General features: G+C 70.1%; 10 protein-coding genes and 1 pseudogene. 4 read left to right on the forward strand and 7 right to left on the reverse strand.

Going from position 1 to position 13,272, the window contains the following annotated elements; translation table 11 throughout:
• Nucleotides 1–26 precede the first annotated feature (26 nt).
• Both G5T42_RS01200 and G5T42_RS01205 read right to left on the reverse strand, forming a co-directional pair.
• The gene (locus G5T42_RS01200; RefSeq protein ID WP_165124322.1) at nucleotides 27–269 is read right to left on the reverse strand and encodes an alpha-ketoglutarate decarboxylase; all 243 of its coding nucleotides are present in this window, start codon (nucleotides 267–269) and stop codon (nucleotides 27–29) included.
• Complete coding sequence (locus tag G5T42_RS01205; protein WP_165130023.1) at nucleotides 266–970, reverse strand: sigma-70 family RNA polymerase sigma factor; 705 nt, start codon at nucleotides 968–970, stop codon at nucleotides 266–268. Before G5T42_RS01205 ends, G5T42_RS01200 begins: the two co-directional genes overlap by 4 nt.
• 47 nt (nucleotides 971–1,017) lie before the next feature.
• Here G5T42_RS01205 and aroA point away from each other — a divergent pair.
• The 3 genes and pseudogenes from aroA to bcp all read left to right on the forward strand — a co-directional run bounded on the left by aroA (nucleotide 1,018) and on the right by bcp (nucleotide 4,046).
• Nucleotides 1,018–2,395 (forward strand): annotated as a pseudogene (aroA, locus tag G5T42_RS01210) (3-phosphoshikimate 1-carboxyvinyltransferase).
• Entirely contained in the window at nucleotides 2,392–3,450 is a 1,059-nt protein-coding gene (gene rsgA, locus G5T42_RS01215) for a ribosome small subunit-dependent GTPase A (protein ID WP_165124324.1), read from the forward strand. The pseudogene aroA and the gene rsgA overlap by 4 nt, the downstream one beginning before the upstream one ends.
• A 125-nt stretch (nucleotides 3,451–3,575) precedes the next feature.
• Entirely contained in the window at nucleotides 3,576–4,046 is a 471-nt protein-coding gene (bcp, locus tag G5T42_RS01220; protein ID WP_165124326.1) for a thioredoxin-dependent thiol peroxidase, read from the forward strand.
• Between the two features lie 32 nt (nucleotides 4,047–4,078).
• Here bcp and G5T42_RS01225 read toward each other — a convergent pair whose 3' ends face one another.
• Complete coding sequence (locus G5T42_RS01225) at nucleotides 4,079–8,632, reverse strand: PxKF domain-containing protein (RefSeq protein ID WP_165124328.1); 4,554 nt, start codon at nucleotides 8,630–8,632, stop codon at nucleotides 4,079–4,081.
• A 214-nt stretch (nucleotides 8,633–8,846) separates the two neighbouring features.
• Entirely contained in the window at nucleotides 8,847–9,245 is a 399-nt protein-coding gene (locus G5T42_RS01230) for a histidine kinase (RefSeq protein ID WP_165124330.1), read from the reverse strand.
• Nucleotides 9,246–9,498: 253 nt separating this feature from the next.
• Here G5T42_RS01230 and G5T42_RS01235 point away from each other — a divergent pair, with 253 nt between their 5' ends.
• Nucleotides 9,499–9,747 carry a WhiB family transcriptional regulator gene (locus G5T42_RS01235; protein WP_039397845.1) on the forward strand — a complete coding sequence of 83 codons (249 nt, stop codon included), beginning with the start codon at nucleotides 9,499–9,501 and terminating at the stop codon, nucleotides 9,745–9,747.
• A 39-nt stretch (nucleotides 9,748–9,786) separates the two neighbouring features.
• Here the strand turns inward: G5T42_RS01235 and G5T42_RS01240 are convergent, their stop codons facing one another.
• From G5T42_RS01240 to G5T42_RS01250, 3 genes are all read right to left on the reverse strand, one after another.
• Complete coding sequence (locus G5T42_RS01240) at nucleotides 9,787–11,277, reverse strand: PAS domain-containing sensor histidine kinase (RefSeq protein WP_165124332.1); 1,491 nt, start codon at nucleotides 11,275–11,277, stop codon at nucleotides 9,787–9,789.
• 64 nt (nucleotides 11,278–11,341) lie between these two features.
• Nucleotides 11,342–12,607, reverse strand: coding sequence for a P-loop NTPase (locus G5T42_RS01245; RefSeq protein ID WP_165124334.1), 1,266 nt, complete (start codon nucleotides 12,605–12,607; stop codon nucleotides 11,342–11,344).
• Nucleotides 12,604–13,233, reverse strand: a complete 630-nt coding sequence (locus G5T42_RS01250; protein ID WP_165124336.1) for a flagella basal body P-ring formation protein FlgA — start codon at nucleotides 13,231–13,233, stop codon at nucleotides 12,604–12,606. Before G5T42_RS01250 ends, G5T42_RS01245 begins: the two co-directional genes overlap by 4 nt.
• Nucleotides 13,234–13,272 lie beyond the last annotated feature (39 nt).

The following is a 13,272-nucleotide window of genomic DNA, read 5'->3' on the forward strand; positions in this document are numbered from 1 at the left end:
GATGCCGCGGCATCCGCCCCCCGGAGTCAGTGAGTGGCCTGCACCTCGAGCAGACGCGCGATCACCTGGTCGCGCAGCTCTTCGGGCGCCGTCTCCTTGCACGCGCGGGCGACGACCTCGGTGAGGGTGCGCGCCACGAGAGCCTCGTCGCGGCACTCCACGCAGTTCTCGAGGTGCTCGGCGATGTCGGAGTGCTGGGTCTTGCAGACCTCGTGGCGCAGGTACTCCTCGAGATCGCGCCGCGCCTTCTCACAGCCGCAGTCGGTCATTTCGTGCTCCTCGAAGCGGCAGTCTTCCTGCCGCGCTCTGTCGCGGGCGCGGTGTCGATGCCGCGCTCGCTCGCGTAGTCGGCCAGCAGTTCACGAAGCATCCGCCTGCCACGATGCAGACGGCTCATGACCGTGCCGATGGGGGTTTTCATGATGTCGGCGATCTCCTGGTACGCGAAGCCCTCGACGTCTGCGAGGTACACCGCGAGCCGGAAGTCCTCCGGGATGGACTGCAGCGCGTCTTTCACGACGGATGCCGGCATCCGGTCGATCGCCTCCGCCTCGGCCGACCGCGTGCTCGTCGCCGTGGTCGATTCGGCGCCGCCGAGCTGCCAGTCCTCGAGATCGTCGATCGTGCCCTGATACGGCTCGCGCTGCTTCTTGCGGTACGTATTGATGTAGGCGTTGGTGAGGATCCGGTAGAGCCACGCCTTGAGGTTGGTGCCCTGCGTGAAGGTCCTCCACGAGGCGAAGGCCTTGACGAAGGTCTCCTGCACGAGATCAGCGGCGTCCGCGGGGTTGCGCGTCATGCGCATCGCGGCCGCGTAGAGCTGGTCCATGTAGGGCAGCGCCTGCTCTTCGAACTGCGCGCGGACATCGGGCTCGGCCTGGGCCTGATCGTTCATCACGCGCCAGTCTACGTCGGGCGCTTCCCAGTCCTCCCGGGCGCCGACGAGCGTGCGATCGAGCGTGGCGATCATGAGCTCCTCAGGGGTTTCGATCAACGGGTTCAGTAGTGTAGAAACCGATGACAGCCGACGGGTATTCCCCCCCATCCCCGCGCACCCCGCGAGGCGCCTGGCGTGCGCCGGTCGCGGGCGGCCCGCTTGCCGCGACAGTCACCGTCCCGGGCTCGAAGTCGCTCACGAACCGCGAGCTGATCCTCGCCGCGCTCGCCGATGCTCCGAGCCGCCTCTCGGCGCCTCTGCACTCAGAAGACTCGCAGCGCATGATCGAGGCGCTGCAGTCCCTCGGCGTCTCCATCGTCGCCGAGCCGGCGGCGGGCCCGTTCGGCCCGGACCTGATCGTCACACCCCGGTGGCCGCTGCTGGCCGGCGGTGTCATCGACGCCGGCCAGGCGGGCACGGTCATGCGCTTCGTGGCCGCACTGGCCGGCTTCGCCCAGGGGGAGGTGACGCTGACGGCGCATGAGACGGCGCTGCACCGTCCGATGGGCGCCATGATCAAGGCCCTCCGCGACGTCGGAGTCGACATCGACGACGGCGGCCACTGGACTCTCCCCTTCACGGTCCGCGGTCACGGCCACGTCCGCGGCGGCGAGATCGTCATGGATGCGAGCGCGTCGAGCCAGTTCGTGTCGGGTCTGCTCCTGGCCGCGCCGCGCTTCGACGTCGGCCTGCACCTCATCCACCAGGGCGACCGCCTCCCGAGCATGCCCCACATCGACATGACGATCGAGTCGCTCGCGCACCGCGGGGTGCATGTCGAGCGGCCGGCTGTCGGGGAATGGGTCGTGCCGGCGGGGCCCCTCCGCGGCAAGGACATCGCGATCGAGCCCGATCTCTCCAACGCCGCGCCGTTCCTCGCGGCCGCGATGGTGGCCGGCGGCTCGGTGTCGGTCACAGGGTGGCCGGCGCACTCGACTCAGCCGGGCGCGATGCTGTCCGACATCCTCGCCCTCATGGGGGCGAAGGTCGTGCGCCGCGGCGGTTCGCTCACCGTGACAGGCGGTGCGCACGGCATCCAGGGCGTCGACCTGGACCTCTCTGCAGCAGGCGAGCTCACTCCGACGATCGTGGGGCTCGCGGCCTTCGCCGACTCCCCCCACGACGCTGTACGGCATCGGCCACATCCGCGGCCACGAGACCGATCGCATCGCCGCCCTCGTCGGCGAGCTGCGCGCCCTCGGCGGCGAGGCCGAGGAGCTGGCGGACGGCATCCGCATCGTGCCGCGCAAGCTTCACGGCGGACGCTGGCGGGCCCACCACGACCACCGCCTCGCGACGACCGGCGCGCTCGTCGGGCTCGCCGTCCCCGACGTCGAGATCGACGACATCGGCACCACCGCCAAGACCATGCCCGAGTTCCCCGAGCTGTGGCAGCGCATGCTCGAGGGCGGATCGGATGACGCGACCCCGCGTCCGGAGGCGCTGCAGGCATCGTGAGCTGGCTGGACGACACCGACGACGAAGACGACGACGAGTTCGACGAAGCCGACGTCCGGGTCCGGCCCAATCCCAAGGCGAACCGGCCGCGCACCAAGCGCCGGCCGGCGCACAGCGATGCTCAGATCGCCCGCGTGCTCGGCGTCGACCGAGGGCGCTACGCCGTACTCGTCGGGGAGGACACCGAGGACGAGCACGAATCCGTGGCGATGCGCGCGCGCGAGCTGCGCAAGCGGCCGATCGTCACGGGCGACCTCGCCCGGGTCGTCGGCGACACGACGGGCGATCAGGGCACCCTCGGCCGCATCGTCGGGATCGAGGACCGCACGTCGCTCCTCCGGCGAAGCGCCGACGACACCGATCAGGTCGAGCGCATCGTCGTCGCGAACGCCGACCAGATGCTCGTCGTCGTCGCGGCGGCCGACCCCGAGCCTCGGCCGCGGCTCGTGGACAGATACCTCGTCGCGGCGCTGGATGCCGGCATCCGTCCCCTCCTCGTCGTGACGAAGACCGATCTCGCCGACCCGACCGCGTTCCTGGCGCACTTCGAGGGCCTCGACCTCGAGGTGTTCACGAGCGCGCGAGAAGAGATGCCCGTCGACCGGATCGGAGCGGCGCTCATCGGCCACTCGACCGTCTTCGTGGGGCACTCCGGCGTCGGCAAGTCGACGCTCGTGAACGCCCTCGTGCCGAGCGCGCAGCGCGCCACCGGGCACGTCAACGTCGTGACGGGCCGCGGGCGGCACACGTCGAGCTCCACCGTCTCGCTCCGCTACCGCGGCGAGGGCGGCAACGGCTGGGTCATCGACACCCCCGGCGTCCGTTCCTTCGGTCTGGGGCACGTCGACCCCGCGAACATCCTGCGCGCGTTCACGGATCTCGCCGAGATCGCCGAGGAGTGCCCGCGGGGCTGCACCCATCTTCCGGATGCCCCGGACTGCGCGATCGTCGAGGCCGTGCAGGAGGGCCGCCTCGGTCCGCGCGGCGCGGCGCGGCTGGACTCGCTCCAGCGTCTGCTCGAGACCTTCGCCGAGCGCGGCCGGACGCAGACCTAGCCCCGACGTCGGCGGCCGTCCGCACGACCGAACCGCGACACGCCGTCGGATCCGCCGCCGGGCACGGCATGTCCTCGTGGGACCGTGCGGACGGAACGAGTCGCCGGCGCGCCTACGCTGGAACGATGACCGATCGCCTCGAACCCGGCCACCTCGCTCCCGCGTTCACGCTGCTCGACCAGGACGAGACGCCCGTCACGCTCAAGGATCTTCGGGGGCGGCGCGTCATCCTCTTCTTCTATCCGGAGGCGATGACCCCGGGCTGCACCAAGGAGGCGTGCGACTTCCGCGACAGCCTCGCTCCGCTGCAGGCGGCCGGATACACGATCCTCGGCGTCTCGCGGGACGAGCCCGAGAAGCTCCGCCGCTTCCGGGAGCGCGACGGGCTCACGTACGACCTCCTGAGCGACCCCGACCACAAGGTGCACGAGAAGTACGCCGTGTGGGGTGACAAGCTCAACTACGGCAAGGTCGTGCAGGGCGTGATCCGCTCGACCTTCGTCATCGATGAGAAGGGCCGCATCGCCCACGCGCTGTACAACGTGCGCGCAACCGGGCACGTGGCTCGGCTGCGCGCACTGTTGCAGCTCGGCTGACCCCGGCCGGCCACGCGAGCCGGCCGGAGCCGTCAGCGAAGGCCGATGTTGACGTAGTAGGTCTGGCCGTCGTCCAGCCGCACTCCGATCCGCCAGTAGTTGCCACCCGCGCTGCCCGTCTTCCAGTTGAAGACGTACTGCTTGTCAGTGGTGTCGTAGCGGAAGGCGGAGCCGCTGTCGCCCGCCGCCGAGTAGATCGTCTCGTCCACGGGAAGCGCGGTGGCGCTGCCCTTGACGGGGGTCATCCACACCGGCGCCGTCGCGGCCTGGACGAGCGCTCCGGCGGCATTCCTCAGCTGGAACTTCACCGGCACGGTGCTGCCCGCCTTGAAGATGCTCGTCGACGCACCGACCTGGTGCGCCGTGTCGTTGATCGGCTGCAGGAATCCGTCGAAGCGATAGACGACACGGAAGGTGCCGAGGATCGTCGTGGTGTTGCCGGCGCGGTCCGTGGCGACCGCCCTGTAGTCGAAGGCCCCGACGCCGTTGGCGTTGCCGCCGGTGACGGTCACGATGCACGAGGCCACGCCTGAGAAGCTGTCCGTTGCGGTGCACGTGGCGGCCGGCACGGAACCAAGCGTGAAGGTCCCGCCCTCGACGTTCACATCCTTCGTCGTCAGCGTCGGGTTCTCGCTGTCGATCCGGATGCCGCTCACCGTCGCCGTGGCGGTGTTGCCCGCTTTGTCGGTCACGGTCCCGGTCACAGGGTTCGCGGCGCCGTTGGCCGTCAGGGTCACAGGATCCGAGCACGTCCCGACGCCGGACAACGCGTCGGCGCAGGTGAACGTGACGATGACGGGCCCGTCGTACCAGCCGCTGGCCGTCTGGCGGCCGGACGTCACGGCTCCGCTGATCGTCGGCGCCGTCTTGTCGAGCTTGACGGTGAGGGAGTCTGTGCCGACGTTCCCCGCCGTATCCGTGGCGGTGCCGACGACGACCTGGCCGGCCGTCTCGCTGCTCACGGTGACGGGGGCTGTGACGCTGGCGACACCGGAACCCTTGTCGTCGTCCTTCGCCGAGAAGGTGACCGTGACGTCGCTCTTGTTCCATTCGGCCGCGTTGGCAGCGGGTGACAGCTTGTGCTCGACCGTCGGGGCAATGTTGTCCCACTTCAGTGCGACGCTGTTCGGGCTCTCCGCGTTCCCGGCGTTGTCGACGGCGTAGTAGGTGACGGCACCGCTTCCGCTGCCGGCCAGAGGGACGCTGACCGTCACCGACGACCCGGTCGCCGTCTGCTCGGCGCCGCCGTCGACGCGGTACCGGATCTCTTTCACGCCGGAGAGTCCAGCCTGATCGACCGACGTGAGGACGACGTCCGCGTGGTCACCCTTGCACCACTCGTTGACCGCCGTGCACGTGTTGTTGCTCTTCGTCGTCGGCGCCGTGCCGTCGATGTTGATGCCCGTGACCGTCTTGCCGGCGCTCACGTTCCCGGCGACGTCGGTTGCCGGTCCGCTCGTGACGGTCTGGCCCGCTCCATCGTCCGAGAGCTTCGTGCTCGTCGGGCAGGACGCCACACCCGACAGCGCGTCGGTGCAGGAGAAGTCCACGGTGACGGCGGTGTTGTACCAGCCGGCCGCGTTCGCCGCCGTCGTGGGCCCGCCCGCAATGACGGGCGCCGTGCGGTCGATCTTGACCCCCGAGACGGATGCCCCGAGGCTCGTGTTGCCCGCCTTGTCGCGAATCGTCACGGGGCCTGCCCCGAGGTCCGAGCCTTCGCCGGTGATGATGCTGTTGTCCGGCTGCGACGCCGGGTCGATGCCCGAGAGGCCGTCGTCGCCGACCCACTTCACCACGACATCGGTCCGGTACCATCCGGCAGCGTTGGCATCGGCGGGGACGCCGACGAGGGTGGGCTTCGTGGTGTCGATCTTGATTGGCCCGACGGTGGCGGCGCTCTTGTTGCCGGCCACGTCGACCGCCTGTCCCATCACGGTCTGGTCCGCGCCCTCGTTGCTCAGCACGGTGTCGCCGGCGCATCCCGCCACCCCGGTCTGGAGACCGGAGCCGACGTCTGCGCACGTGAACGTCACGGCGACATCGCTGTTGTTCCATCCGAACTCGTTGGCCGCCGGCGTCGCCGTGCCGGAGATCGACGGGGCGTCGGTGTCGACCTGCACGGAGATGGTGTTCGTCTCCGCCTGCTCCTCGACGTTCCCGGTGAGATCCACGCTCCAGTAGGTGATCGTATGCGTGCCGGTCGACAGGTCGGCCGTGAAGGGCTCGCCGTAGGTGTGCACCTCTCCGCCGTCGATCGTGTAATAGGTGGCAGCGACACCCGAGTGCGCATCCGCTGCCTCGAAGGCGACAGGGATGCCGCTCGTGACGAACCATCCGCTGGCCGGAGAAATGGGGTTGATCACCGTCGTCGTGGGTGCCGTCAGATCTACCTTCAGCACGATCGGCGCTCCCGCAGTCTCGACGTTGCCCGCGGCATCCCGGCTCCAGAACCTGATGGTGTGGACGCCGTCGGTGTTCACCTCGAACGGCCCCGTGTATATCTGCTCCGCCCCGCCGTTCACCGTGTAGGTGGTGGCGACCACGCCCGACAGGTTGTCAGCGCCCGTGAGGGTGACCTTCACCGGCTGGCCGTACCAGCCGCTCGCCAGCGGATCGGCTGCCGAGGCCGCCGTGGTGGGCGCCGACCGGTCGATCCGGATGCCGGCGACGGTCTTCGTCACCGTGTTGCCCGCGACGTCCGTGCAGCTCGCGGTGGCGGAGAGGTTGTCGCCCTCCCCCGCGACGGTGGAGTTCACCGGCGCGGAGGCCACCCCGGAGAGCGCGTCCGTGCAGCTCCAGTCGACCGGGACGTCGTTCGTGCTCCAATCGGTCGAGTAGTCCGCCTTGAGCTCGGGAGCGGTCAGGTCGACATTGATCCCCGTGACACCCGTGCTCCCGGTGTTCCCCGCGGCGTCGGTCGCGCTGGCCGATGCGCTCTGGTTTGCACCCTCGGCGAGCACCGCGTCCTCGGGAGGGATCGCCACGCCCGACAGCGGGTCCTCCGCGGTGTAGGTCACTCGCACGGGCTCCTTGTACCAACCGGCCGCATTCTTCGTGCCGCCCACGACCGCGGTGACGACGGGCGCCGTCTTGTCGATCCGCACGTCGGCGGTGTCGCTCGCGGTGTTGCCTGCTCCGTCGGTCCCGGTGCCCGACACGGTGAACGATCCTTCCGCCGTCCGCTTCACCGGCGCGGTGCAGCTGGCAACGCCCGAGCCGCCCTGGTCGGCGCACGCGAAGGTGACGGTCACGTCGGCGTTGCTCCACGCCCCGTCCGTGTACGAGAGCGGGGTGAACGAGTGGCTGATGGTCGGGGCGGTCTGGTCGATCTTCACGGTCGCCGTGCGCTGCGCCTCGACGTTCCCTGCCTTGTCGCTGCTGCGGTAGGTGATCGTGTGCTCGCCGTCGGTGGACAGGGTGAGGCTCGAGCCTGACACGACGGGGCCGCCGTCGATCGTGTACTCCGTGCGTGCGACTCCCGACAGGTTGTCGGATGCTGCCAGCCCGACCGTCACGGAGCCGTTCACCCAGTTATTGGAGGTGCCGCTGATGGCCGTCGTGGGCGCGGTGCGGTCGATGTTGACCGCGGGCTGACTGATCGATGTCGTCGACAGCCCGGCACCGTTAGCCACGTTCGTCGTGCTCGTGAGGCCGGCGCCCTCTCCCGCGATCACCGTGTCCGCGGGCGAGGTCGGGATCCCGGACTCCGGGTCGGCGGCGGTCCAATGGACGGTCACGCTGTCGGAGTACCAGCCGGCGCCGTTGGGCGACGTCGTGGGGGCTCCGGTCAAGGTCGGCGGCGTGACGTCGCCGGCCGGCGCGGTGGCGGACGCCGTCGCGGTGTTGCCTGCGACATCCGTCGCAGTGCCGCCGACCGTCACACCGGGCCCGACGGTCTTCGAGTTCGTGGCCGACCCGTCGGCGACGCAGGTCGCGATGCCCGAGGCCTGAGTCCCTCCGGGATCGGCGCACACGAAGGTGACGGTCGTCGTGCCGTCGGGGTTCTTCACCTGCGAGGCGGTGATGGTGGGAGTCGTCTTGTCGACGCGCACGGTGACCGATCCCTGGCCGGAATTGCCCAGCCTGTCCGTCGCTGTGGAGGACAGAGTGGTGATGCCGTTGGCCGAGACGGTGTTGCTCGAGGGGTTGGGACCGTTCAGGATGCCGGCGCCGGCATCCGTCGCCGACCAGGTGACCGACGTGTTGGTCTTGTTCCAGCCGGCCGCGTTGGGGGCGGGTGTGAGGGTGGCCGTGACCGCCGGACCCGTGTTGTCGACGACGTACGAGGCCTGCAGCGATGCGGACGGGCCCGTGCAATCCGTCTTGTTGTTGTTCGTGACGGACTTCTCGGACGCGACTACCGACACTGCCTTCACACCGTCTCCCGACGGCGCGGTGGTGGCGAACGTCCAGGAGCTGCCCACGGTCGCGGAAGCCTGGACGCCGGTCATGGCACCCGCGACCTCAACGCACTTGACGCCGTCGGCCGTCTTCACGGTGAGCGTCACGTTCGCACCTGTCTTCGCGAACAGAGTGTCGGCGACGGTGACCGTGCCCGAACCGCCCGAGAATGCGGCAGAGCTCACGCTTGCCGCGTTGGCAGCGACGGCTCCGCCGCCCCCGATGATGACAACCGCCGCGGTCAGCCCTGCGAGCAGGCGCGACGAACGCACTTTCCCCATTGAAGTTCCCCAAGTGAAATCGCCGGGCGGACTCCCCAGTCCACCGACACCGGCTCCAGGTCACCTTATGTCGAACAGCCGACTTCGAGAAGCGAAATGCGTGAAATGGACGGAAGCGTCAGGAAGACGAGGAGTTCTCTTCGTTAACGGGACGTCCGCGTCGCGCAGCGAGTACCAGGAACACGAGCGTCACGACCGCCGGCACGGCGAGAGCCAGCCCAGTGAGCGGGTGCGCGTAGGCGCCCATGGCAGCGCCGAGCGCGACGGCGAGGATGAGCACCTGTGCGACGATGCCGCCCGAGCGGCCCCAGGACTGCCCCCGCCACACCGCGATGGCGAATGCGGCGAGGAGCACCGCCCCTGCTGCCGTCAGCACGATGAGAGCGATCGCACTGGTGGCCGAATCCGTGTCACCGCCCGCGAGCGCCGCGATCTGCCACGCGACGACGGCGAAGAGACCCAGGGCCTCGAGTCCCACCAGGACTGCCGCTACGCGTGCGGCGGGGTTTGTTCGCATTCCTTGAGCTTCCCTCGATCCGGCGCACACGGTTTGTGACTTCCCTCCATGCCGTTGAGGGAATGCTCAGGCTGTTCGACCAAATGTCGTTCGGGAACCCTTGATCCCGCGCGGTCCGTCATGGGATCATAGATAAAGCCGTGTGCTCCCACAGCGACGTGGGGCGAGCAATCGCTCGCATCTCCCACAGGGTATCGGACCCGAATCCGGGCTCTGGAACACCCGACCTCTTCCGTCATCAAGGAGCACCACCATGGATTGGCGCGACAAAGCCGCCTGCCTGACAGTCGACCCCGAACTGTTCTTCCCCGTCGGCAACACCGGCCCCGCGGTCGACCAGATCGAGAAGGCGAAGGCCGTCTGCGCCCGCTGCACGGTCACCGAGATCTGCCTGCAGTACGCCCTCGAGACCGGCCAGGACTCGGGCGTGTGGGGCGGCCTCTCCGAAGACGAGCGTCGCGCCCTCAAGCGCCGCGCCGCCCGTGCCCGCCGCGCATCCTGACGCAGTGAGGTGACGGATGCCTCGGCATCCGTCACCTGATCACTTCGCGCTGCGGTCGATGTAGCGCAGCGGGATGTCGATCGTCACCTCGGTGCCGCTGCCCATGATCGTGTGCCAGTCGATCGTGCCGCCGAGCTCACCCTGGATGAGAGTGCGCACGATCTGCGTGCCGAGCCCGCGGCCGACCTGACCCTCGGGCAGGCCGGAGCCCGTGTCGCGGACACTCACCTCGAGGCTCTCGTCGGTCCGTTCCGCGGCGATTTCGACATCGCCCTCTTGACCCGCCAGCCCGTGCTCGACGGCGTTCGTCACGAGTTCGGTCAGCGCGAGCGCGAGCGGTGTCGCATACTCGCTGGGCAGCGTCCCGAACCGGCCCGTGGTGCGCGTTCGCGCGCGCGTGTTCGGTGCCGCGGCGACCTCGGCGACGAGCTTCATGACGCGCGCGAACACGTCGTCGAAGTCGACGTTCTGCGCGAGCCCCTCCGAGAGCGTGTCGTGCACCACCGCGATCGCCGAGACCCTCCGCATCGCCTGCGTGAGGGCCTCGCGCGCCTCGTCGGTGTGCGACCGGCGCGCCTGGATGCGCAGGAGCGACGCCACCGTCTGCAGGTTGTTCTTCACCCGGTGGTGGATCTCGCGGATCGTCGCGTCCTTGGTGATGAGCTCCTGCTCCTGGTGGCGGATCTCGGTGACATCGCGGCACAGCACGATCGCGCCGATGCGCGTCCCACGGTCGCGGAGAGGAATCGTGCGGAGGCTCACGGTGACGCCGCGAGACTCGATGTCGGCCCGCCACGGCGCGCGGCCCGTCACGACGACGGGAAGCGACTCGTCGAACTGCCGCTTGGTCGGAAGGATGCTCGTCACGACCTCGACGAGGGACTCGCCCTCCAGCTCGTCGTCGAAGCCCAGCCGGTTGAACGCGGAGAGCGCATTGGGGCTCGCGAAGGTCGTGATGCCGTCGACATCGAGACGGATAAGTCCGTCCGACGCACGCGGCGCGCCGCGGCGCGGGGACGTCGGCGCTGTCAGGTCGGGGAAGTCGCCGGAGGCGATCATGCCGAAGAGCTCGTCGGCGCAGTCGTTGAAAGTGATCTGCTGACGTGACGGCGTGCGCGTCTCTCCGAGGTTCGTGTGCCGCGTCAGCACGCCGATGGCCTGCGGCTCGTCGCCCGGCCGCGCCACGCGAACGATCGGCACGGCACGCACGCGCGTCGGCGTCTCTTCGAACCAGTCGGGCGACGCCGAGTCGATGATGCGCTTCGTCTGGAAGGCATCCCGCACCTGAGTCCGCCACTGGGGGCGCACCCGGTCCGAGACGATGTCGCGGTAGAAGAGCGTCGCGGCGCCGCTCGGACGCGTGTGTGCCACGGCGATGAACGAGTCGTCGGAGGTCGGCACCCAGATGACGATGTCGGCGAAGGCGAGGTCGGCGAGCAGCTGGCCGTCGCCGGCCAGGCGGTGCAGCCATTCGACGTCGGCCTCGCTCGACCGGCCTTGCGCGTACACGAGATCGCTGAGGGTCGACACGCCTCTCAGCCTAAATGTTCGCGCTCCACGGGTCGGACGGTCCGACCGGCCGGACTCCGCCGCCTCACGCGGCACGCGACGAAGGACGACGGATGCCGCGCCTCGGCGTCGCCGCGACGGGCGCCGCGACCGGAGCCACAGCCTCACCGACGAACCGCCGGACGGCCAGGGTCAACGGCGACTTCGGGGCGACCTCGGCCACCGGCCGGGAGGCGAGGATCGCGGCATCCGTCGACCGGGGATCGGTCGGCACGAACCAGACGTCGTGGATGCCGGCGAATCGATCGAGGGTGCGGCGCACCTGTCCCCGCGCATCGATGCCCAAGGTGCCGGGTCGGAGCCGGTTGGCCACGACGGCGACGGGGGTCGCGCCGATCGTCGCCCGGAGCTCCGCGTGCGCGCGCACGAACCGTGAGATGCCCACGGGGTCGGCGGCCGTGACGGCGACGACGAGGTCGGCCGAGCGCAGCGCGGCGAGCGTCGCGGCGTTGCGGCGCGGCCCGTCGAGATCGCTCACGATCTCCTCATCTCGCTCGAGCGGCGCCGCGACGTCGACGACCGTGTAGTCGGCCCACCCGCGGCACGCGTCGAGCGCCGCCGTGACGCGGGCATCGCTCAGCTCAGGCCACCGGGATGGCCGGTTGATGCCGGTGAGGACGTCGACGTCCGCCCGCCCCAGCGGCATCGCGATGCGCGTGAGCTCTCGCGCGTCGAGTCCGCCGAGCTCGGCCTGGCGGCAGGCGGCGGCGAAGCCGGGCCCTTCGTCCGCGAGCCCCAGCTGCAGCGCCATCGACGGAGCATGCGTGTCGGCGTCGATGAGACCGACGTGGCGCCCGCCGCGGGCCAGCTCGACGGCGAGCTCGATCGCGAGGGTGGTGCGCCCGGGGGCCCCCGCGGGTCCCCAGACGGCCACGACGCGAGGGTGGCGGGAATCCGGAGCGGGAGCCTGGGGAGGAGCCGCGGCGCCGGCCATCGCGTCGACGAGACGCCACGGCTCGATGTCGATCGGCCACGGGCCCGCGAGCCCGAAAGTCTCGACGACCCGGGCGTCGCTGGGATCGCCCGCGAGCGGGACGATGCGCACGCCACGACGGTCGCATAACGAGACGGCGCCCGCGGTGAGGGTTGCGCGGTCCGCCTGGAGGACGATGGTCTCGGCGCCCGCCAGCGCCTGGCTGACGCGCTTGGCCTCGTGGCCATGCAGGTCGTCGGCGGCGGCGTCCGCCAGAGCCCGAGCCGGGACGACTGCCACGACCACGAGGCCTTCACGCTCGAGCGCTGCAGCCAGCGCGGTTCCGCGCGGATCGTCGACGGCGACGAGGACCGTCACCGGGCCGCTCCCGCGGTCGGCACGATGGAGAGGGCCGATTCGTCCGACATCGCAGCGAGGACCGCAGCGACGTCGGCCCGCGGGATGACGACCTCGAGCGAGGCCGCACCACCGCCCATGACGGAGTCGTCGCGCGTGACCGAGACGACCGTCGCATCGGGGACGAGGATGCGCGGAGCGTCGTAACTGCCGCGCTCGATCAGCGGGGCTTCCCAGACCTCGACCACCGAGCCGGCCTCGACCGACGCGGGCACCTCGACGGCGCTCTGCAGCACGACGGTCGTCGTCGCGACCGTCGTCGTCGCCCCCACGGCGCTCTGGGGGACCAGCTCCCCCTCCTCGACCGTGCGGGTGGCGACGAGGCCCTCGTCGATCCTGTCGGGCGAGAGGTAGGCGCCTTCCAGCTGACCCAGCGCCACGTCCACGACCCGGAGGTCGCCGGCCGAGACGGTGTCGCCGGGGACGAGCGTGCGTGTCGCGGCGAACACCGGAACCGTCTGTCGCGCGGCCGAGACGACGAACCAGACGCCTGCGACGGAGGCGACGATGAGCAGGATGCCGAGGAAGAACCGTGCATCGCCCCAGAAGGCGCGAGGGCGAGGGCGCGCGGACTCGATTGCGGTCATACCGACCATCGTCACCCAGACCCGTCAGAGGGCGCCGCC

Origin of the sequence: Microbacterium sp. 4R-513 (assembly GCF_011046485.1) — a bacterium.
Lineage (GTDB): Bacteria > Actinomycetota > Actinomycetes > Actinomycetales > Microbacteriaceae > Microbacterium.